The organism is Saccharospirillum salsuginis (genome assembly GCF_014651855.1).
Lineage (GTDB): Bacteria > Pseudomonadota > Gammaproteobacteria > Pseudomonadales > Natronospirillaceae > Saccharospirillum > Saccharospirillum salsuginis.
Window position 1 is genome coordinate 160,607 of sequence record NZ_BMXR01000009.1, and the last position, 20,705, is coordinate 181,311.

Annotated in this window: 21 protein-coding genes; 16 read left to right on the plus strand and 5 right to left on the minus strand. The window is 60.0% G+C overall.

Annotation, left to right across the window (positions count from 1 at the left end; all coding sequences use genetic code 11):
* Nucleotides 1-30: 30 nt before the first annotated feature.
* Nucleotides 31-1,533 (plus strand): lysine--tRNA ligase, encoded by a 1,503-nt coding sequence (gene lysS, locus IE111_RS17690; RefSeq protein WP_189611204.1) that lies wholly within the window; start codon nucleotides 31-33, stop codon nucleotides 1,531-1,533.
* Nucleotides 1,534-1,549: 16 nt separating this feature from the next.
* Entirely contained in the window at nucleotides 1,550-2,032 is a 483-nt protein-coding gene (locus IE111_RS17695; RefSeq protein ID WP_189611206.1) for a hypothetical protein, read from the plus strand.
* Between the two features lie 486 nt (nucleotides 2,033-2,518).
* On the opposite strand, the gene IE111_RS17700 is transcribed toward IE111_RS17695, so the two are convergent.
* Nucleotides 2,519-2,707: a hypothetical protein gene (locus tag IE111_RS17700; RefSeq protein WP_189611208.1), complete on the minus strand. Its 189-nt coding sequence runs from the start codon at nucleotides 2,705-2,707 to the stop codon at nucleotides 2,519-2,521.
* Here IE111_RS17700 and lon point away from each other — a divergent pair.
* The 5 genes from lon to IE111_RS17725 all read left to right on the plus strand — a co-directional run bounded on the left by lon (nucleotide 2,687) and on the right by IE111_RS17725 (nucleotide 8,107).
* Nucleotides 2,687-5,077, plus strand: coding sequence for an endopeptidase La (lon, locus tag IE111_RS17705; protein WP_189611210.1), 2,391 nt, complete (start codon nucleotides 2,687-2,689; stop codon nucleotides 5,075-5,077). The genes IE111_RS17700 and lon overlap by 21 nt on opposite strands.
* Before the next feature lie 85 nt (nucleotides 5,078-5,162).
* Complete coding sequence (locus IE111_RS17710; RefSeq protein WP_189611213.1) at nucleotides 5,163-5,732, plus strand: glycine zipper 2TM domain-containing protein; 570 nt, start codon at nucleotides 5,163-5,165, stop codon at nucleotides 5,730-5,732.
* Between the two features lie 15 nt (nucleotides 5,733-5,747).
* Entirely contained in the window at nucleotides 5,748-6,086 is a 339-nt protein-coding gene (locus tag IE111_RS17715) for a PepSY domain-containing protein (protein ID WP_189611216.1), read from the plus strand.
* On the plus strand, nucleotides 6,067-6,747 hold the full coding sequence (locus IE111_RS17720) for a response regulator transcription factor (RefSeq protein ID WP_189611218.1): 681 nt from the start codon (nucleotides 6,067-6,069) through the stop codon (nucleotides 6,745-6,747). The genes IE111_RS17715 and IE111_RS17720 overlap by 20 nt, the downstream gene beginning before the upstream one ends.
* Nucleotides 6,748-6,757: 10 nt before the next feature.
* A complete protein-coding gene (locus tag IE111_RS17725) occupies nucleotides 6,758-8,107 on the plus strand; it encodes an ATP-binding protein (RefSeq protein WP_189611220.1) in 1,350 nt (449 codons plus the stop codon).
* Nucleotides 8,108-8,124: 17 nt separating this feature from the next.
* Here the strand turns inward: IE111_RS17725 and IE111_RS17730 are convergent, their stop codons facing one another.
* From IE111_RS17730 to IE111_RS17740, 3 genes are all read right to left on the minus strand, one after another.
* Nucleotides 8,125-8,472, minus strand: coding sequence for an Asp23/Gls24 family envelope stress response protein (locus tag IE111_RS17730; RefSeq protein ID WP_189611222.1), 348 nt, complete (start codon nucleotides 8,470-8,472; stop codon nucleotides 8,125-8,127).
* Between the two features lie 80 nt (nucleotides 8,473-8,552).
* Nucleotides 8,553-9,248 carry a M48 family metallopeptidase gene (locus tag IE111_RS17735; protein WP_189611223.1) on the minus strand — a complete coding sequence of 232 codons (696 nt, stop codon included), beginning with the start codon at nucleotides 9,246-9,248 and terminating at the stop codon, nucleotides 8,553-8,555.
* Nucleotides 9,245-9,472, minus strand: coding sequence for a DUF3820 family protein (locus tag IE111_RS17740; protein ID WP_189611226.1), 228 nt, complete (start codon nucleotides 9,470-9,472; stop codon nucleotides 9,245-9,247). The genes IE111_RS17735 and IE111_RS17740 overlap by 4 nt, the downstream gene beginning before the upstream one ends.
* 5 nt (nucleotides 9,473-9,477) lie before the next feature.
* Between IE111_RS17740 and IE111_RS17745 the strand changes: the two genes are divergently transcribed.
* Nucleotides 9,478-9,825 (plus strand): DUF3024 domain-containing protein, encoded by a 348-nt coding sequence (locus IE111_RS17745; RefSeq protein WP_189611228.1) that lies wholly within the window; start codon nucleotides 9,478-9,480, stop codon nucleotides 9,823-9,825.
* Here the strand turns inward: IE111_RS17745 and IE111_RS17750 are convergent.
* Entirely contained in the window at nucleotides 9,792-10,931 is a 1,140-nt protein-coding gene (locus IE111_RS17750; RefSeq protein ID WP_189611231.1) for a MalY/PatB family protein, read from the minus strand. The two genes, IE111_RS17745 and IE111_RS17750, sit on opposite strands and share 34 nt — an antisense overlap.
* Nucleotides 10,932-11,549: 618 nt before the next feature.
* On the opposite strand from IE111_RS17750, the gene tcdA reads away from it, so the two are divergent.
* The 8 genes from tcdA (at nucleotide 11,550) to IE111_RS17790 (ending at nucleotide 20,664) form a co-directional block, all read left to right on the plus strand.
* Nucleotides 11,550-12,368 carry a tRNA cyclic N6-threonylcarbamoyladenosine(37) synthase TcdA gene (tcdA, locus tag IE111_RS17755; protein ID WP_189611233.1) on the plus strand — a complete coding sequence of 273 codons (819 nt, stop codon included), beginning with the start codon at nucleotides 11,550-11,552 and terminating at the stop codon, nucleotides 12,366-12,368.
* A 54-nt stretch (nucleotides 12,369-12,422) separates the two neighbouring features.
* Nucleotides 12,423-12,926: a TIGR03546 family protein gene (locus tag IE111_RS17760; RefSeq protein WP_189611235.1), complete on the plus strand. Its 504-nt coding sequence runs from the start codon at nucleotides 12,423-12,425 to the stop codon at nucleotides 12,924-12,926.
* A 12-nt stretch (nucleotides 12,927-12,938) separates the two neighbouring features.
* Nucleotides 12,939-14,798 carry a TIGR03545 family protein gene (locus IE111_RS17765; protein ID WP_189611237.1) on the plus strand — a complete coding sequence of 620 codons (1,860 nt, stop codon included), beginning with the start codon at nucleotides 12,939-12,941 and terminating at the stop codon, nucleotides 14,796-14,798.
* A gap of 20 nt (nucleotides 14,799-14,818) precedes the next feature.
* Nucleotides 14,819-15,631, plus strand: coding sequence for an RluA family pseudouridine synthase (locus tag IE111_RS17770; RefSeq protein ID WP_189611239.1), 813 nt, complete (start codon nucleotides 14,819-14,821; stop codon nucleotides 15,629-15,631).
* Between the two features lie 39 nt (nucleotides 15,632-15,670).
* The gene (locus IE111_RS17775; protein ID WP_189611241.1) at nucleotides 15,671-16,861 is read left to right on the plus strand and encodes an amino acid aminotransferase; all 1,191 of its coding nucleotides are present in this window, start codon (nucleotides 15,671-15,673) and stop codon (nucleotides 16,859-16,861) included.
* 14 nt (nucleotides 16,862-16,875) lie between these two features.
* Entirely contained in the window at nucleotides 16,876-18,894 is a 2,019-nt protein-coding gene (gene uvrB, locus IE111_RS17780) for an excinuclease ABC subunit UvrB (RefSeq protein ID WP_189611242.1), read from the plus strand.
* 26 nt (nucleotides 18,895-18,920) lie between these two features.
* A complete protein-coding gene (locus IE111_RS17785) occupies nucleotides 18,921-19,880 on the plus strand; it encodes an isopenicillin N synthase family dioxygenase (protein WP_189611244.1) in 960 nt (319 codons plus the stop codon).
* A gap of 301 nt (nucleotides 19,881-20,181) precedes the next feature.
* Nucleotides 20,182-20,664: a DUF3015 family protein gene (locus IE111_RS17790; RefSeq protein WP_189611246.1), complete on the plus strand. Its 483-nt coding sequence runs from the start codon at nucleotides 20,182-20,184 to the stop codon at nucleotides 20,662-20,664.
* Nucleotides 20,665-20,705 lie beyond the last annotated feature (41 nt).

The following is a 20,705-nucleotide window of genomic DNA, read 5'->3' on the forward strand; positions in this document are numbered from 1 at the left end:
CGGGCGCCTTGAACCGGAACCGGAACCAAGATGACGGACAAGCATCACTCTAGCGAAGAGAACCACATCATCGCTGAGCGTAAGCAGAAGCTGGCTCAGTTGGCCGACTCCCGGCCGCAGGCCTTTCCGAACGATTTTCGGCGTGAGCACCATGCCGGCGACCTGCAGAACGAGTACGGCGACCTGGAAAAGGAAGCCATTGTCGATCTCGGCATCAAGGTCAGCGTGGCCGGCCGGGTCATGCGTCGCGGCGGCCCCTTTGTCGGGTTGCGCGATTCAACCGGTCGCATTCAGTTCTACATGCCCAAACCCCTGCAGAAAGAAAGTCGGGATTGGGAGCTGCTCGATATAGGCGATATCGTCGGCGTTACCGGCACCCTGTCCAAATCCGGCAAGGGTGAGCTCTATGTGGCGGTGGATTCGGTCGATGACATGACCATCCTGACCAAATCGCTGCGGCCGCTGCCGGACAAGTTCCACGGCCTGGCCGATCAGGAGCTCAAATACCGCCAGCGCTACGTGGATCTGATCACCAGCGACGACACACGCCGTGTCTTCGAGGTGCGGGCCGGCGTTATCAACGGCATCCGTCGCTACCTGACCGAGCGTAACTTCATGGAGGTGGAAACCCCCATGTTGCAGGTGATACCGGGCGGTGCCGTGGCGCGGCCCTTCATCACCCACCACAATGCCATGGACATCGACATGTACCTGCGCATCGCGCCGGAACTGTATTTGAAGCGCCTGGTTGTGGGCGGTTTCGAGCGGGTTTTCGAGATCAACCGCAACTTCCGCAATGAAGGCGTGTCGACCCGACACAACCCCGAGTTCACCATGTTGGAGTGGTATCAGGCCTACGCCGACTACAACGACCTGATGGATCTGACCGAGGACATGCTGCGCACCCTGGCCAAGGATGTACTCGGCACCACGGAACTGCACTATCAGGGCGAGACCTTCGACCTGGGGCCGGCCTTTGAGCGGTTGTCGCTGTTCGACGCCATCCTCCGGTACAACCCGGACCTGACCGCCGATGACCTGAGTTCACTGGAGGCCGCCACGGCCGTGGCCCGGCGACTGGGCATCGATGTGCAAAACGGTTGGGGTCTGGGTCGGGTACAAACCGAAATCTTCGAGGAAACCGCCGAGGAGAAACTCAGGGGCCCCGTCTTTATTACCGCCTACCCGGCGGAAGTATCGCCTCTGGCGCGTCGCAACGACGACAACCCGGAAGTGACCGACCGATTCGAGTTTTTCCTCGGCGGTCGCGAAATCGCCAATGGCTTTTCGGAGCTGAACGACCCGATCGACCAGGCCGAGCGTTTCCAGGCCCAGGTGGCCGAGAAGGACGCCGGCGACGACGAAGCCATGTTCTACGACGAAGATTACATCAACGCCCTGGAGTATGGTCTGCCACCGACGGCGGGCGAGGGCATCGGTATCGATCGTCTGGTGATGTACTTCACCGATTCACCGTCCATCAAGGACGTTATTTTGTTCCCCCATATGAAACCTCGTCAACAGACGGATTAATCACAGGAGAGACCTTATGATAGACCAGGATCTGGACCAGAAGATCAAAGAACACGAAGCGAAGATCGAAGAGCTGCGTCAGCAGAAAGAAGCCCAGGCCAAGCGTATGGAAGGCTTCGAGAAGTACGACGACCAGATTCGCGACCTGTTCGACGAGTACGGCATTTCCGAGTACGACGTTTTCACCATGCGCGCCGGTGCCATCGTCGAATGGATCAAGGCCCAGGGCAAGAAGAGCGACAAGCCGGAGTTCTACGAAGAGCTGCAAACCTACTTCGCGCGGGTTAACGGTGCCAAGTCGGGCAAGCGCAAGGGCAAGTCGGCCAAGGCGTCCAGCGGCCCGAAACTGGCCATTGGCTGGTACGAGCACCCGCAGACCGGCGAGCGCATCGAGAAGAAGCGCCGTAACCCCAAGACTCTGGATCAGTGGGTCGAAGAGTTTGGTGCCGAGGAAGTCCAGAACTGGCTGGTGCGGGAAGAAGAAACCGCTGAAGCCTGATTCCGGATGGATGGTCAGACGAAAAGCCGGCTCAGCCGGCTTTTTTTTATGCGACGGCGGCTAAAGCCAACGTCGAAGCACATCGCCACTCTGTAATGCCCCCGGCCTTTTTAAACACCGGCCGAGCCGGTTCTTTACAAATTGATACATGATTCTCGGAATCTTCATCTTGAAGGGTTCAGAAAAAGAATATATACGATCTATCCCCAAAGCGGTCTAACCAATCGGCAGCGGGCCCGAACGACGATCAACCCACCTCAATGGCCGCTTCCTGGCAACCTGAAAACCTGTAACTCGTTGAAAAATAAAGAAAAATATTAATTGATCAAAAAATGATCAATCTGTAACGAGCGCCCTTGTTTCGGCGTCTTGCGCCCCTCTCCCGCTTCTTTTTCACAGAGATATCCACAGATTTTGTGGACACCCTTTGAGACCCCCGATTCCCACTGGGATGGGTATAACCCGGTGGGTTCCGTCAATGAACTGTCACATTGTTGTTGCTTGGCTTGAACTTTCATAGTCCTCTGCTTGGGTGGTCATGGGACGCTCAATCGCGTCAGCAGGCCTGGCATTCGGACCGGTGGTCGAACCGGCGATTGATTTGTCGGTGGACAGCCCCATTTTTTTCGCGACAATCTCCATGGAAGTGACTTCATGAATGATCAAGAAAAGCATCTGCCAGAAATCGTAACCCTGTCCGACCAGCGTTCCGCCCTGATGCGGTCCAGTGATCACCTTCCAGACAAACTGTATTTGATACCCGTTCAGAACCGCCCCTATTTCCCGGCGCAGATCATGCCGATCATGGTCAACGCCGATACCTGGCGTGAAACCTTGAAACGGGTGGAGAACACACCGCACAAAATGGTGTGCCTGTTTTATGTGGATGACTTCGACCCGGACAGCATCCGGCCGGACCAGGTGCCGGACACCGGCACGGTGGTCCGGGTTCATCATGTGAAGGAACGGGACGGTGCCATACACTTCCTGGCCGAGGGGCTGCGTCGCGGTTGCATCCGTTCCTGGCTGTCGCACAAACCGCCGTATCTGCTGGAAATGCGGTATCCGCAGGAACCGGAAGAAAACGAGAACGAAGTGCGGGCCTACGCCATGGCTGTGATCAACTCGATCAAGGAGTTGTTACCGATCAATCCCTTGTACTCCGAGGAACTGAAGCAGTACCTGAACCGTTTCAGCCCGAACGAACCCTCGCCGCTGGCCGATTTCGCGGCGGCCATCACCTCGGCGGAACCGAAGCAGCTGCAGGGGGTTCTCGATACCGTGCCACTGGTGCGGCGCATGGAGAAGGTGTTGCAGTTGCTCAAGCGGGAGCTGGAAGTCGCCCATTTGCACCTGGAGATCAACGAAGAGGTCAACAAGGGCATCAGCAAGCATCAGCGGGAATTCTTCCTGCGCGAGCAACTGAAGTACATCCAGAAAGAGCTCGGCATCAGCAAGGACGATCGGGAAAGCGATGCCGATGAGTTCCGCAAACGACTGGAAGGCAAGCGGTTGCCCGCTGAAGCGCAAAAACGCATCGACGAAGAGTTGCACAAGCTGACGTTGCTGGAGACGGGGTCGCCCGAATATGGGGTCACCCGGAACTACCTCGACTGGGCGACCCAGATTCCCTGGGGGGTCTACAGCCAGGACAAGATCGATCTGAAACAGGCGCGCAAGGTCCTGGACCGGCACCACAGCGGTCTCGACGACGTCAAGGACCGCATTCTGGAGTTCCTGGCCGTCGGAGCTTTCAAAGGAGAGATTTCCGGCTCGATTCTGTTGCTGGTCGGCCCGCCGGGGGTGGGTAAAACCTCCATTGGCCGATCCGTGGCCGAGTGCCTGGGGCGTCCTTTCTACCGTTTCAGTCTGGGCGGCATGCGGGACGAAGCCGAGATCAAGGGCCACCGGCGCACCTACATCGGCGCCATGCCGGGCAAATTCGTCCAGGCGCTGAAAGACGTGGACACCATGAATCCGGTCATCATGCTCGATGAGGTCGACAAGATCGGCGCGTCCTTCCAGGGCGATCCGGCCTCGGCCCTGCTGGAAACCCTGGATCCGGAACAGAACAGCGAATTCCTCGATCACTACCTGGACATGCGGGTGGATCTGTCCAAGGTCCTGTTCATCTGCACCGCCAACCAGCTGGACAGCATCCCGAGCCCATTGCTCGATCGGATGGACACCATCCGCCTGTCTGGCTACCTGGCCGAGGAAAAACTCGACATTGCCAGCAAACACCTCTGGCCGCGCCAACTGGAACGGGCCGGCGTCAAGAAGAGCCAGCTCAAGATCACCCGTAAAGCCTTGCGTCAGGTGATCGAGGGCTATGCCCGGGAAGCCGGGGTGCGCAATCTGGAAAAGCAACTGGCCAAAATCATCCGCAAATCGGTGGTCCGTTTCCTGGAGCAGCCCGAGGAGACGCTGACCATCAAGCCGGAAGACTTGCAAGGCTTGCTCGGTGCCCCGATATTCCGGCACGAGAAACGGCTCCGGGGCGTCGGCGTGGTCACCGGTCTCGCCTGGACCGCGATGGGCGGGGCGACCTTGCCGGTGGAAGCCAACAAGTTGCACGACCAGCAGCGTGGCCTGAAACTGACCGGCAAATTGGGTGACGTCATGCGCGAGTCCGCCGAGATCGCCTACAGCTATATCGTCGGCTCCGTCAAACGTTACGGCGGCGACCCGAAGTACTTCGATCGCGCCCAGTTCCACGTTCATGTCCCCGAAGGGGCGACGCCCAAGGACGGCCCCAGTGCCGGCGTCACCGTCTCCACGGCGTTGCTGAGCCTGGCGCTGAACAAATCGCCCAAGGCCAACCTGGCGATGACCGGCGAAATCACCCTGACCGGACAGGTGCTGGCGGTCGGTGGTATTCGGGAAAAAATCATCGCGGCCCGTCGGCAGAAGATCAGGAACCTGATCCTGCCCGAAGCCAATCGCGGCGACTTCGAGGAACTGCCCGAGTACCTGAAGAAAGGGCTGACCGTGACCTTCGCCGATCATTTCGACGATGTGGTGAAGGTGGCCTTCGGCCGGTGATTCAGTTTCGGTTCATGGCCCATGGGTATCCTGACACTTGTCAACTAAGATAACGCTCACAAGGACGACATTGGAGGATGCCCTTATGAAACGAACCCTGATCATCGCTATGGCCCTTGCGCTGGCGACCGGTGGCGCACTGGCGGATCATCGCGATTCGGATCGTTACGACGACCGGCACCGCGATAGCCAGCGCTTTTACGCCGAAGGCCGCGTCATCTACGCCGAGCCGATCTACGAAACCTACTACTACCGGGAAAGCCGCAGCTCACACGATCGCATCGAGATCTGTCGCACCCGGGACGTGGAAATCGAACGTCACAGCCGTGGCGGCAACCCCGGGGCCACCATCATCGGCGGTGCCATCGGTGCGACCGTTGGCTCGCACAGCGGCAATTCACCCGAATCCCAGGTGCTCGGCGCGATCGCCGGCGGCTTGATCGGCGGCGCTATTGGCCATGAACTGGGCGGTCGCGGTGAAACCACCATCCGCTACCGTACCGAACGCGAGTGCGAGGTCGAGTACCGACACCGGCGCCGCGAACTGATAGGCTATGAGGTTCGCTACCGTTACAATGGCCGCGAATTCATCACCTTTATGGACCGTCACCCGGGTCGCTATATCGAGCTTCAGGTGGAGGTGACGCCCAGATAATGAAGAGGCAACTCCATGTCGAGGCTGTTTGGGCCCCGTTGGCTGACACTTCTGTTCGGACTCACGCTGGCCGTGATGGTGCGAGCCGAAACAGCCGACCGGCCGGATACGCACCCCTGTACCGGGGCTCCCATTCCACTGTCCACCGAGCGAGCCGTCGTACAGGCGGCGGAATGCCTGTTCAAGGGGCGAGTGGTTAAAGTCGAGCGAGCCGGTGGCGGTGATGACTGGGTCTACCGGCTGCGCATCCTGTTGAACGAAGGACGGGTCAAAACGGTCGATCTTCATCCCCAGACCGGCCTGCCCACCGACCCGGTGGTATTGGAGGAAGTCTATGAGGCTCTTGGTCGTTGAAGACGAAAGCGGATTGCAAACCCATCTGTTGCAGGGGTTCAAAAAGGAAGGGTTCGCGGTGGACGTCGCCTCCGACGGTCGCGAAGGACTCTTCATGGGTAAAGAGCATGATTACGACGCCGCCATCGTCGACCTCGGCCTGCCCGAAGTGGACGGCATCGACCTGATCAAGCAGTTGCGCGCCGAGGGTCGGACCTACCCGATCCTTATTCTAACCGCGCGCGGCCACTGGCAGGACAAGGTGACCGGCCTCGAAGCCGGCGCCGACGATTACCTGGCCAAGCCCTTCATGTTCGCCGAATTGCTGGCGCGGGTGAAAGCCCTGCTGCGCCGCAGTGTCGGTATGGCCTCGCCGACGCTCGAGGTCGGCCTGTATCAGCTCGACACCGCCTCCAAGACGGTCCGGGTCGACGGCGCACCGGTCGAGTTGACCAGCTATGAATACAACACCCTCGAGTATCTGATGCTGCATCGGGACAAGGTCATCTCCAAAACCGAGTTGACCAACCATCTGTATGAGCAGGATTTCGACCGGGACAGCAATGTCATCGAAGTGTTTATCCGGCGACTGCGCAAAAAGCTGGATCCGGACGGTGTACGCAACCCCATCCTGACCCAGCGGGGCCTGGGCTACCGGTTCAACGCCGCCACCGACGCCTGAGAGGTCCCGAGTGAGATCGACCTTTTCACTGCGTCGACGCTTGTTGGTGTCGGCGACCATCGTCCTGCTGCTGTTCCTTGGTCTGACCGGTCTGGCGCTGGATCGGGCTTTCGAGCGCAGTCTGGTGTCCGGCCAGGCCGAGCGGTTGTTTCTGCGCGTGCTGAACCTGCTGGCCGAATCCGAACTGGAAGGCCAGACGCTCTGGTTACCGCGTTACTTGTCCGAGGAACGCTACAATTCCCCCGAATCCGGACTGGTGGCCCTGGTGCTGAACGGCGAAAGGCACATCGTCTGGGAGAGCCTCTCCAGCGAATGGCTGGATGTGCACGACTGGATACGGGCCCAGCCCGCCATCGAACCCGGCCAGGAACAATTCGGCGAACAGGGCGGCTATGTGTACGAGCGCTATGCCGTCGTCTGGGAAAACCGGGACGGCACCGACCAGTTGTTCGAATACTGGGTTCTGGAGGACGCCACCCCTCTGAACAGCACGCTGCAGACCTTTCGACGGCAGCTCTGGGGCGGCTTGTCCGGGGTCACCCTGGCGTTGCTTGTGGCGCTTTGGGCGGTCGCCCGCTGGGGGCTGAAACCGCTGCGCACCGTAGCGGAAAACCTGCGCCAGATCCGCGCCGGGGACAAGGCCCGGCTGGAAGGCCACTATCCCGACGAACTGCGTCCCCTGACCGACAACCTGAACCGACTGCTGGAAGCCGAACAGGGGCAACGCGAGCGCTACCGCCAGGCCATGGCCGATCTGGCGCACAGCCTGAAAACACCGCTGGCGGTCATGCGCACCCTCTCGCCCGGCGATGAGGCCGAGCTGAACGACCAGGTCAACCGCATGGATCAGATTGTCCGTTACCAGCTTCAGCGGGCGGTCACCGAGGCACGCACGGGACCGGTGCTGGGGCAGCGCAGCTCCCTGAACCTGGCGCTGGACCGGCTTGGTAAAGCCCTGGAAAAGGCCTTTCTGCATGAAGACAAGGTGCTCGACCTGCCGGAGACCGGAGAAGCCCAATGGGATGTTTCCCTGGATAACAACGACTTGCTGGAAGTGCTCGGTAATCTGCTGGAAAACGGCTTCAAGTACGGACGGTCGGTGATCAGTGTCAGTGTGGGCGAACTTGAGGGCGAGCCCGACCATTGGGTGGTCGACATCGACGACGATGGCCCGGGAATATCCCGAGAAAAACGCGAGCGGGTGCTGGCTCGCGGCCAGCGACTGGACACCTTGCAGCCGGGGCAGGGCATCGGCCTGAGCATGGTCAAGGATATCCTGGCCAGCTATGGCGTGAGCCTGAGAATCGACGACAGCCCGCTCGGCGGCGCCCGTTTTCGGCTGGTTTTACCCAAGGCCTAGGGTGGACGGTGTCCACCCTAGGGAACGTGGGCCAGATAAAACCACGTAGAACCCGCGATCAGCACCACCAACAGCCACAGATTCCAGCCGGGCCCGTCCAGTCGGCGTCTTGCCCGATAGTGGGTCAGCCACAACGCAAGTACCGAGAGCAGGGCGCACACGCCTAATGCCAGCGGCATCCAGGGGATAAAACGGAGAATCCAGTCGGTTCGGATGTCGATGCCCAGATAGCGGATCAGGCCGGTATCCATCTCCGGCATCGCCAGCCACCACAGTATCTGGAAACCGAGCAGCGACAACCAGGCCAGGGCGGTCAGGCTGTGCAGCAGTTTGAGCCAGATGTCGGGGCCGGTTCGGCGTCTCATGGTGGAGCCTCCCTGTTGCCCGGATGTCAGTGTAGTTCGGGGGCGCGGTTCGGGCCAGAGCGGTCAGTTGGCCGGCCGATTCACAGAAACAAACGATGCCCGTTCTCGTGCAGCCATTTTCGGTCCTGTCGCCACTGCGGGTGGCTGCGTTCGACCTCGGCCCAGAACTCGGCGCGGTGGTGCGGGTGCAGCAAGTGCGCCGTCTCGTGCGCCACCAGGTAGTCGACGATGCGCTCCGGTGCCTGCATCACCAACCAGTTGTACTGGATGCGACCGGCGCTGGTGCAGTGGCCCCATTTCGTCTTGGTACGACGAAACCGGATATCGGTCAGCCGACCCTCCCAACCCCGTTTCAGTACCAGTTGCAGCGTCTTCTCGGTCAGATAAAACCGGGCCTGGGCCTTGTAGAAGTCCGCCATGACGGCGTGGACCCAGTCTTTCTCGACCCGTTCCACGCTGACGTAGAGCCGGTCTTCGGTCAGTTGCCAGGCATTGCCGGGCCCCGGGTTGATCACCAGCTCCAGCTGTCTATCCATCAGCGGGCAATGACTGGCCCGGCTGAAATCCGGCTGTTCGCTTTGGTGTCGGGCCTGTTCCAGGCGAACCCGTGTCAGCCAGTCCTGACGGCTGCGAACGAATTCGAGCAAATCGGCCTGGGGGACGCGTGGCGGCACCCGCAGTTCCACCTGGCCGTCACGGACGTGCAGCGCCATCGTCTTGCGACGGGAGCGTTTGATCGGGATCTGTTCGCCCTGCCATTCGATCGCTTCAGTCACGAGAGGTGTCGTCCCATCAGTGGATGGATCAGCGATTCCAGGCCTTCCCGCCGGATCAACAACGCCAACGCCATCAATTGCCCGAGGCGGCCGTTCGGCCAGCCCTTGCCCTCGAACCAAAGTAAATACTCCTCGGGGAGGCGAATCAGCGGGCGTCCGCTATATTTACCAAAAGGCATGGTCGTATTGGCCAGTGCCACCAGATCTTCTTGCTGAAAGGACATGCTGTGTGAGTTCCTCTTCTCAAGCTATCCGCGAATTACCCGAATTCGTGCAAAAGCAGGCCCAGCAGGCGCTGCATCAGTTTCTGAATCACCGGCCGAATGCCGTTCAGCTGGACGGTAACCTTCACCGTTCGGCCATTGTCGTCTACGAAGTCACTCCCCATCCGCTCACCCGGGAGCAGGTGCGCTTGCCGATCGGCTTGCTCAATTGGCGGGACAATCGCTGGCGACTGTATTTTCGCGGCACGCGCGGTCGCTGGGTCGCCTATCCGGACACGCCCTCGGTGCAACGGCCGGACCCGTTGCTGGACTGCATCGCTCAGGACGAACTCGGCATCTTCTGGCGCCAATAGGCCTCAAGCTGGGTCAGAGCCCGCTCCAGAGTGCTGCGGTCCGTCCCGAAATTGAGACGAACGGCCGTCGGATCGCCAAACTCCTTGCCGTCGCTGGGCATCAGACCGGCCTTCACGAAATGCCGCATGGCGGCGCCGACCTCGAGATCCGATTCGATCCAGGCCAGAAACGTCGCCGGTTGGGGCCGGTACCGAAGGCCCGGCAGACTGTTGAACACCTGTGCCACATGCTCCCGGTTGGCCCGCAGGTGACCGCGCAGCGCCACCAGCCAATCCTTGCCATCGCGAAACGCCGCCTCCGCCGCGCAATACCCCAGGAAATTCGGATGCGGCACCAGATCGCGTCCTACCGCCTGAAAACGCAGGCGCAGATCGGCATCCGGAATAATTGCGAAAGAACAGCCCAGACCAGCTACATTGAACGTCTTGCTCGCCGCCATCAGTGTCAGGCTGTTGGCCGACAGAGTCGGTACCCGTCCGGCGGGAACGTGCTGACACTCCGGGTCCAGCCGCAAATCGCAATGAATCTCGTCCGAACACAAGACCACCTCATGCTGTTCGCACAGGGCGCCCAATCGCTCCAGATCGTCCGCCGTTAAAACCGTACCGTGCGGATTCATCGGATTGCACAGGATCATCAGGTGGCAATTCGGATCGGCCAGTTCGGACTCCAGATGAGCCCAATCCCAGATCCAGCGTTCACCATCGAACACCACCGGCAACCGGACCGGCACCGCGCCGCGATGGGCGGGTGCATGCCTCAAGGGTGGGTAATTCGGTTCCTGTACGATCACCCGACCACCACTGGCGAACGCCTGAATCGCCAGATTGAAACTCGGCACGACGCCGGGCAACCAGACGATCCAATCCGGCTCAATGGCCCAGTCGTACTCCCGGGCGCACCAGTCCACAACGGCCCGGTTCAACTCCGGCCAGGGGTGGGTATAGCCGTATACCGGGTGCGCCATTCGGTTGTTGAGGGCCTGTTGAACCACGGGCGCGGTGGCGAGGTCCATATCGGCGACCCAGAGTGGGATGACGTCCTGATCCCGGTAGCGGTCGATCTTGATGGCATGGGTGTTCTGGCGGTCGATGGCGTCAAACATACTGTTCGGTCGTTGCGTGATGTGCGGTGCATGCTGCCCCAGCTTCTTTGTTTGCGCAAGGCTCGCTACTAAGGTGGCAACTGGTATAATTCCGCGCTTTCGTTGGGTTGGCTTGGGTGCCAGGAACCCGCGGTCGTTGCCGGGTAAGGCCATCAGGGGTCGCTGTAAATACATCCATGTACGCTTGACGCCAGCCATCCATGGCTGCCGACATCCCCTGATGACCTCACCCGACACCGACCGCTCGTCTGCGGTGGTGCCCCTCCAAGTGCTGAGTTTTTGCGCGGATTGGACTTTTGCGGTTTGGTGGCCAAGGCGCTGCGCGTTCAACCCCGAGGTAGGGGGGGACACCCTCCAGGGACGTCTGCAGCCATGTAGGGTGGGCATTGCCCACCATGGAAGGATAATTGGCCTTGGTCTGTCTCCTGGTTGACCTTAGTCTCCCTTGGCCGAATGCAGCAGGCTGGGCTGGTGGGCGGTGCCCACCCTACTCGTTTCAGCGTTCGGAGGGAATTGGTGGCTGGATAAATTGGCACCGTAGGTTACCCAGCCAGGTTTAGCCGAGGCACATGATGATATTTAGGCAACATATAGAACCTGAGAGGTGATAGGCAGTACATGGTATCTGAACGATTTGGTGGGACCGAGCGACTCTATGGACGGGATGAGACGGCGTGGCTGGCCTCCCGGCATGTGGTCGTGGTGGGGCTCGGCGGGGTCGGTAGCTGGGCGGCCGAGGCGTTGGCGCGGACGGCCGTGGGTAAACTGACCCTGATCGATCTGGACGAGGTCTGTTTGTCCAACACCAATCGTCAGTTGCACGCCATGAACGGCACCGTCGGCCGGATGAAGGTCGAGGTGATGGCCGAGCGGATCCGCTCGATCAATCCCGATTGTGAGGTCGAGCCCGTGATGGACTTTCTGACCGCCGATAACCTCGACCGCTACCTCGACCCGAAGCCCGACATGGTTCTGGATGCCATCGACAGTGTGAATGTGAAGGCCGCGCTCATTTATTATTGCAAGCGCAACAAAATTCCTGTCGTGACCACCGGCGGGGCCGGCGGTCAGGTCGACCCGATGCAGATCACCGTCGCCGACCTGAGCAAGACCACTCAGGACCCGCTCGCCGCCCGCACGCGCAGTCTGTTGCGGTATCGGCACGGCTTCAGCCGCAACCCGAAACGGCGGTTCGGCATCGAATGCGTCTACTCCACCGAACAGTTGGTCTATCCTCAGTCGGATGGCACCGTCTGCGCCGCCAAGCCGGACGAGGAGGGCAGTACCCGACTGGATTGCGCCAGCGGTTTCGGCGCGTCCATGATGGTGACGGCCAGCTTCGGCATGATCGCGGCCAGTCGGGTGGTGGACAAACTGTTGAAGCGCAGACTACGAACTATCTGCGTTGCGTCACAGAGTGTGGCATCCAAGGGCTGACGTCCGGTCCGCCCGGCCGTACACTGATCCGAAACCCCATGCGTGAGGGAAACCATGCTGAGTCAATTGTTAAGCTTCTTCAAAGCCCTGAATTCGGACGCCGGTCCCTGGCAAATGGCCTTCGCCGGAGGATTCGCGTTGATTATCGGGCTGACACCGTTGTGGTCCGTACACAATCTCATCGTACTGCTGTTGGTGTTCGTTCTGCGCACCCACATTGGCACCTTTTTCGTGTTCTGGGCGATTTTCAGCGGCTTTGCCTATCTGCTGGATCCCTGGTTCGATCAACTGGGCTATGCCTGGCTGACCCAACCCGGTTGGCAGTCGTTCTGGACCTCGCTGTATCAAAACGACTGGTGGCAGGTGGCGCGCTTCAACCACACCATTACTCTGGGCAGCCTGGCGGTGTCCCTGGTGTTGTTTGTTCCCGTGGCGGTCGCGCTCCGGTTCTCGGTGGTGAAATACCGGGCGAAGTGGATGCCCATGATGAATAAACTGAAGGTGGTGCAGGCGCTTAAGGCAACCCGTTTGTACGACCTCTACTCCAAAGTGAACTAAGGACGCAGGGACATGAAAGCATTTCGTTGGAGCGGTTTGATCGGTTTCGCGGTGATTCTGGCCCTGGTCCTGGTCATCGGCCTGTTTTTTCTCGATAACTGGGCCAAATCGGGTCTCGAGGCCGGGGGCACCCGGGTCAATGGCGCCGAGGTGAACGTCGGCGATGTCGATCTGACCCTGAGCCCGGTGGGGTTCAACATCCGTAATGTCCAGATCACCAACGTTCAGCGGCCCGAACGCAATCTGTTCGAGATCGAGCAGGCGCGGCTGGACATTAATCTGGCTCAGCTCTTCCTCGGTCGGGTCAATATCGATCAGTTGGTGGTCGACGGCATGCGGGCCGATACCGAACGCGAACAGCCCGGTCGGGTGTTGGAGCGGAAGACGTCGGAGGACGATGGCCCCGGGTTGGGTGACCGGGCCCGCGCCGGTGCCGCCGAGCGCGTGGACGCCATCCGGACCGAGCTGCCGGATGCCGGAAGCGCCGCGAACGATGCCCTGACCCGGACCCGTGAGGCGGTCGAAGCGTCCGAAACGGAGCTGGCCGGAGCCCTGGAGCGCGCCCGGAACGCGGTCGATCAGTTGCCGAACCAGGCGTCGCTGGACGATTACGACCGCCGCATCGAATCCTTGCGTAACCGCGAGGTCAATTCCCTGGAGGCGGTGCGCCAATTACAGTCCGACGTCGAGGCTCTGCAAAAAGAGGTCGCGGCCGATCAGCTCAGCATCGCCGAAGCGCGCCAGGCCGCGGGCAACGCCGTCGACACCGGGCGGCAGTCCCTGCAACGGGTCAGCCGCGCACCAGCCGAAGACTGGGTGGCTCTGCGCGCGGCCTACCCGTTGAACCGGGCATCCGCCCTCAAGGCCGGCCGGCTGTTGCTGGGCGATGCGCTGTTCGATCGCATCGATCAGTATCAGAACTACTATCGCCAGGCCGCGCCCTGGTTGCGCCGACTGGCACCGTCGAGCGGCGATGAAGACGCCGGTCCCGAGCGTCTGGACGGTCGCTTCGTGCGCTTTGATCACCCGAACCCGGCGCCGGATTTCCTGCTGGATCAGGCCCGTGTCGGATTCGAGGCCGATGGTTGGCCCTGGACTCTGACCCTGGCCGATGTCACCGGCCAGCAGCGGCTCACCAACGAACCGGTGACGCTCGAATTGACACGTGGGGAAGGCGACAACGCAGCCCTGCGGGTCGAAGGAACACTGGATCGCCGGCAGGACGAAGCCCGGGACCGATTCCGGATCAGCGGCCGCGATCTGGGTCTGGGCCCGCGCCAGGTCACCATCGCCGGAACCGATCTCGATTGGCAGCCCGGCCAGGTCGATCTGGGCGGTGACATTACCGTGACCGGCGGTGAACTCGATGGGGGGCTGAACCTGACCTTCGCCGGGACCGATTTTCAGACCCAGGGCAGCGGTCGCACCGTCGAATTGCTGCAACGCGCGCTCGCCGATATCAGTGATTTCGAACTGGGCATCAAGCTGAGCGGCACCGTCGACAGCCCGGGCATCGAGATCACGTCCGATCTCGACAACCGTCTCAACGACGCGCTCGCCGCCGTTCTGCGCCAGGAATATGATCGCTGGCTCGCCGAGGCCCGGTCGGCGCTGGATGCCGAAGTCGACCGTCTGCGCGAACCGCTCGAAGCCGAACAGCAGCGCATTGTAGAACGCCGTGACGAGGTGCAACAGCGCGCCGATGAGTTCCAGCAAGAAGTCGTCGCTAAGTTGGAGGCGCTCAAAGACGACATTGCATCCGAACGGCAACGGCTGAACCGTGCCCTGGAAGAACAGAAGCAGAAGGCCGAGGACAAGGCACGGGAAGAAGCCGAAGACGCCATCGAAGGCTTGGATCTACCGAGTTTTTAAATCCGCAACCGGAATACCGCATGCAAATTGACGTAGTACTGGAAGCCGAGGCGGGGGACCGTCTCATCGCTATCGACTTCCTGGTCGATAACATCGACCTGTCCAAATCCAGGCTAAAGGACATGATGAACAAGGGCGCGGTCTGGCACATCGACGGCAAAGGCCGGCGTGTGCGCCTGAGACGCGCCATGAGTGATCTGAAAGTGGGCGATCGGCTGGAAATCTTTTACGACGACGAGCTGCTCGCCATCAAGCCGCCGTTGCCGCACCTGGTCGCGGACCTCACGCACTACAGCGTCTGGGACAAACCAGCCGGACTTTTAAGCGAAGGCACCGATTGGGGTGACCACTGCGCGCTTCCGCGCCTGGTGGAGCTGTATTTCAAGCCGCGCCGGGAGGTCTTTCTCGTCCACCGGCTGGATCGTGAAGCGTCCGGCCTGATGATGGTCGCCCACAGCCGTAAGGCCGCCGCTCTGCTGTCCGAACGGTTTGCCGACGGCGAGATCACCAAGCGCTACCGCGTCGAAGTCCTCGGCGAACCGACTGAGGAGGAGGGGGTTATCAACAGCCCCATCGAAGGCAAAACCGCTCACACCCGCTACAAGAAGTTGAAATACGACCCGCATCCCAACCGGTCCACACTGGATGTCTGGATTGACTCCGGGCGCAAACACCAGATTCGTCGCCATCTGGACAGCATTGGACACCCGGTGATCGGCGATCCCCGCTACGGTGAAGGCAACAAGAGCCACGAAGGCATGAAGCTCAAAGCGGTTGAAATGCGCTTCGAATGCCCAATTACTCATGAGACGCAGCATTTTACGTTGCTATAATGATCGCCCACCCAACCACAGGTAAGGAAAACAGCCGTCATGTTTGAACGAGTCTCAGCCGCCCCGGCCGACCCCATTCTGGGCCTCAACGAAGCTTTCGCCTCCGACCCGCGGACTGACAAGGTCAACCTGGGCGTCGGCGTCTTCATGAACGACGACGGAGTGACCCCGATCCTGGCAACCGTCAAGGAAGCCGAAGACCGGCTGTTGAAGGGCGAAACCACCAAGAGTTACCTGGCCATTTCCGGCGACCCGGAATACGACGCCCAGGTCCAGGGCTTGCTGTTCGGCAAGGACAGCGAAATCATCGCCAACAATCGTGCCCGGACGGCCCAGACACCGGGCGGCACCGGCGCTTTGCGCATCGCCGCCGATTTCATGCGGCGCGAACTCGGTGTCGAGCGCATTCATGTCAGCGACCCGACCTGGGCCAACCACGGCAACATCTTCAAGAGTGCCGGGCTGGAAGTCGTCAGCTACCGCTATTACGATTCTGACACCATGGGGCTTGATTTCGACGGCATGCTCGAGCACCTGGAGAACGTGCCCGAATCCGAGGCCGTCCTGTTCCATGGCTGCTGCCATAACCCGACCGGTATCGACCCCACATTCAATCAGTGGCAGCAACTGGCCGACCTGGCCAAACGCCGCAACTTCGTGGTCCTGTTCGACTTCGCCTATCAGGGTTTCGCCCGGGGTATGGATGAGGACGCCGCCGGGCTGCGCGCCTTCGCCGAACAGGTTCCCGAATTGCTGATCGCCAATTCCTTCTCCAAGAACTTCGGCCTCTACAATGAACGGGTCGGTGCCATGACGCTGGTCGCCAGCGACCGCCACACGGCCGACAACGCCTTCAGCCAGGTCAAGACCATCATTCGAGGCAACTACTCCAACCCGCCGGCGCATGGCGCGAAGATCGTTGCCACGATCCTGACCGACGACGCATTGCGTGCGGCCTGGATTCAGGAAGTGGCGGACATGCGCGACCACATTCAGGTTTTGCGCGATCAGATGGTGCAAAAACTGGCCGATCGAAACGCCAAACGTGACTTCGGATTCATCAGCCACCAGAACGGCATGTTCTCCTTCACCGGACTCACCCCCGATCAGGTGAAAAAACTGAAGGAAGATTACGGCATCTACATGGTCGGCAGTGGCCGGATCAACGTCGCCGGGATGTCGAAGAAGAACATCGACGCTGTGTGTGACGCGATCGCGGCGGTTGTGTAAATCGACGAGAGCCGATGAAAACATTCAAGGTTAAATCCAAGTACGAACCGGCGGGTGATCAACCCAAGGCCATCGACCAACTGGTGACCGGCCTGGAGGCCGGTCTGACCGCCCAGACCCTGCTCGGCGTGACGGGCTCGGGCAAAACCTACACCATGGCCAAGGTGGTCGAGTCCGTGCAGCGGCCGACCATCGTGATGGCCCACAACAAGACGCTCGCGGCCCAGCTGTATTCCGAATTTCGCGAGTTCTTCCCCGACAACGCCGTCGAGTACTTTGTTTCCTACTACGATTACTACCAGCCCGAGGCCTATGTCCCGTCATCGGACACCTTCATCGACAAGGACGCCTCGGTCAACGAACACATCGAACAGATGCGGCTCTCCGCCACCAAGGCCCTGCTGGAGCGTCGCGACACCCTCATCGTCGCGACGGTCTCCGCCATCTATGGTCTGGGCTCGCCGGAATCCTACCTGAAGATGATCCTGCACCTGAAAAAGGGCGATGAAGTCGACCAGCGCTACATCCTGCGTCGACTGGCCGAACTGCAATACAAACGCAACGACGTCGACTTCGGTCGCGGGACCTATCGGGTACGCGGTGACATCATCGATGTCTTCCCGGCCGAATCCGAACTCGAGGCCGTACGCATCGAGCTGTTCGATGACGAAGTCGAAAACCTCAGCCTGTTCGACCCGTTGACCGGTGAGGTGCTGCAAAAGCTGACTCGCTACACGATCTACCCCAAAACGCATTATGTCACCCCGCGTGAAACCATTCTCGGGGCGATCGATCAGATCGAAGTGGAACTCAAGGACCGGCTCAAGACACTGGAAGAGAACAATCGACTGGTCGAAGCCCAGCGGCTGGAGCAGCGTACCAAATACGATCTGGAAATGATGCGCGAGCTGGGGTACTGCAACGGCATCGAGAACTACTCCCGATACCTGTCCGGTCGACTGGCCGGCGAGCCACCGCCGACCCTGTACGAATACCTGCCGGACGACGCCTTGATGTTCATCGACGAGTCCCACGCGTCGATTCCGCAATTGGGCGCCATGTATCGCGGCGACCGGTCGCGCAAGGAAACCCTGGTGGAATACGGCTTCCGTCTGCCGTCGGCGTTGGACAACCGCCCGTTGAAATTCGAGGAATGGGAGCGTCTGGCGCCGCAGGCGATTTATGTATCCGCCACGCCGGGCCCGTACGAGGCGGAACATGCCCAGCAGGTCATCGAACAAGTGGTGCGTCCGACCGGTCTGGTCGACCCGCGGGTAGAGGTGCGACCGGCTTCGACCCAGGTGGACGATTTGCTGCATGAAATCCATCAGCGACTGCAGGTCAATGAACGGGTCCTGGTCACGACGTTGACCAAACGGATGGCCGAGGACTTGACCGATTATCTGGCTGAAAACGGCATCAAGGTGCGGTATCTGCATTCGGACATCGACACGGTCGAGCGGGTCGAGATCATTCGCGATCTACGGCTCGGTGAATTCGATGTGCTGGTGGGCATCAACCTGTTGCGGGAAGGTCTCGACATGCCGGAAGTGTCTCTGGTGGCCATTCTTGATGCCGATAAAGAAGGGTTTCTGCGCAGCGACCGGTCATTGATCCAGACCATTGGTCGTGCCGCCCGAAACCTGAACGGTACGGCCATACTCTATGGCGACAGGATCACCGGGTCCATGCAACGCGCCATCGATGAAACCAATCGACGTCGCGAGAAACAGGTCGCTTTCAACGAGGAAAACGGCATTACGCCAACGGCCTTGAAGCAAGATGTACAGGACATTCTGGAAGGTGCTGTCGCGCCGGGCCGCAAGGGCAAGATCGCCAGCCGTCGCCAGAAGGTGGAACGCATCGAAGCCGAGGCGAGAGACTTCGCCCACATGACACCGTCCGAGTTGTCCAAGGCCATCATCAAACTCGAAGACGATATGCACCGGGCCGCCAAGAACATGGAATTCGAAAAAGCAGCCGCCCTGCGCGACGAAATGCTGGAAGCCAGAACCATATTGAAAGCCCGATAAAGCCACAGCAGTAACGGAGAGCCAAGATGACTTTGCCCGTCGTCAGGGTCGACGCCTTGATGGGAAACCGTAACGAAGACGCCTTCCGGCAAGAGGCCGAACGTCTGGGAGAGGCTTGTGCCCGTTGGGGTTTTGTGCGATTGCAGGGCTTACCGCGAGATCTGAATCTCGATCGCATGCTCGACGACGTCCGGTCCTTCTTCAGCCTGGACGAAAACATCAAGCATCGCCTGGCTACCCGACACTTTCGAGCGGACAGTTTGAACCGTTATCGCGGTTTTTTCCCGGCCGAGCCGGGCGAACACGCCTTGAAAGAAGGGTTCGAACTCGGCTGGAGTGATTTCGAACCCACCGACAGCCTGGATTTTCTGCAGGAAAGCAATGTCTGGCCCGACGTGCAACCCTATGACGGCTGGCAGTCGTCGGTGTCTTTGTATTTCGACCAGATGCTGGAAGTCGGACAAGTATTGCTCGACGGCCTGGAAACCTATTTCGGCCTAACGCCCGGTCGACTGACACGGCATTTCAATAATAGCCTGTCCACACTTCGCATGGCGTACTACCCGGCTATCGATGGACGGACAAATACCGGCAAGCTGGAACGGGACGGCGATCAGGTCTTCACGACACCCACTCATACCGACTCCGGCATACTGACGCTTCTGCTGCAAGACAGAACCGGCGGCCTGCAGGTGCGAAATCGGCAAGGGGAGTGGATGGAAGTGGAACCCGAGCCCGATACCCTGATCATGAACATCGGCGCTTTGCTGGAGCAGTGGACCGGACACCAGTTGGTCGCCACGGAACACCGCGTTCGGGCGCCCGATCGATCTCGCTACTCCGTTCCGTTTTTCCTTGAACCGGCACCCAATGCCGAAGTCGCACCCCTGACGGATAAAGCGGATTTCACGCCGTTTCTATACGAGCAGTACCTCAAGCGTAAACTGAGTCAATTCGTGGAATACCAAGGGCTCGCAGGTGCTTGACCGGGTAGGGTTTCGTTTCGATCTGATGGGGTGATTCCTCGTCCGTTCCATGATATTCGTATCCTGTTTTCCTCGCGTGCCCGCGCATGAAATCCCAATGTGATGTCGGATGCAACCCTCCGAATTCAAAACCATTTTTCTGTTGAAATTCTTGTGATTGCAATCGCAAAAAGTGATTGCTGTTGTCGACGCCATGGACCCTCATCGTTAGTCTTCGCGCCGCCTCACGAAGAGGCGGCGGGAATCGGATGGACGTGTCTGAACGATTCCCGGGATGATCATTCAAGTAAGGAGATACACGATGAAAAAAGTACTGCTGACCGCCGGTTTGACCATTGCTCTGTCCGGTACCGCCATGGCGCAATCCGGTCCGGGTTGTGGTCTGGGCTCCATGCTTTTCAAGGGTAAGAGCGGCACCGTAAACCACGTACTGGCCAGCATCACCAACGGCATCTATTCCAACCAGGCGTTCGGCATGTCGACCGGTACTCTGGGTTGCGATACCAGCCAGCCGATCGAATACACCGAAGTCGCCGCTTACATGGACGCCAACCTGGATCAGGTCGCGGTGGACATGGCTCGTGGTGAAGGCGAGTCCCTGGACGGTCTGGCCACACTGCTGGACGTACCGGCGAGCGAGCGCGCCGCTTTCGCAGCGACCGCGCAAGCCAACTTCACCCGCATTTTCCCGTCCGCGGAAACCACTCGTGAAACCGCCGTCGAAGAACTGATGGCCGTTCTGCGTGAAGATGAGGCACTGGCGGAATACGCTCTGAACGCCTGATTGTCTTTCGAGGGTGAACGTTCGTTCACCCTCTATTTTCA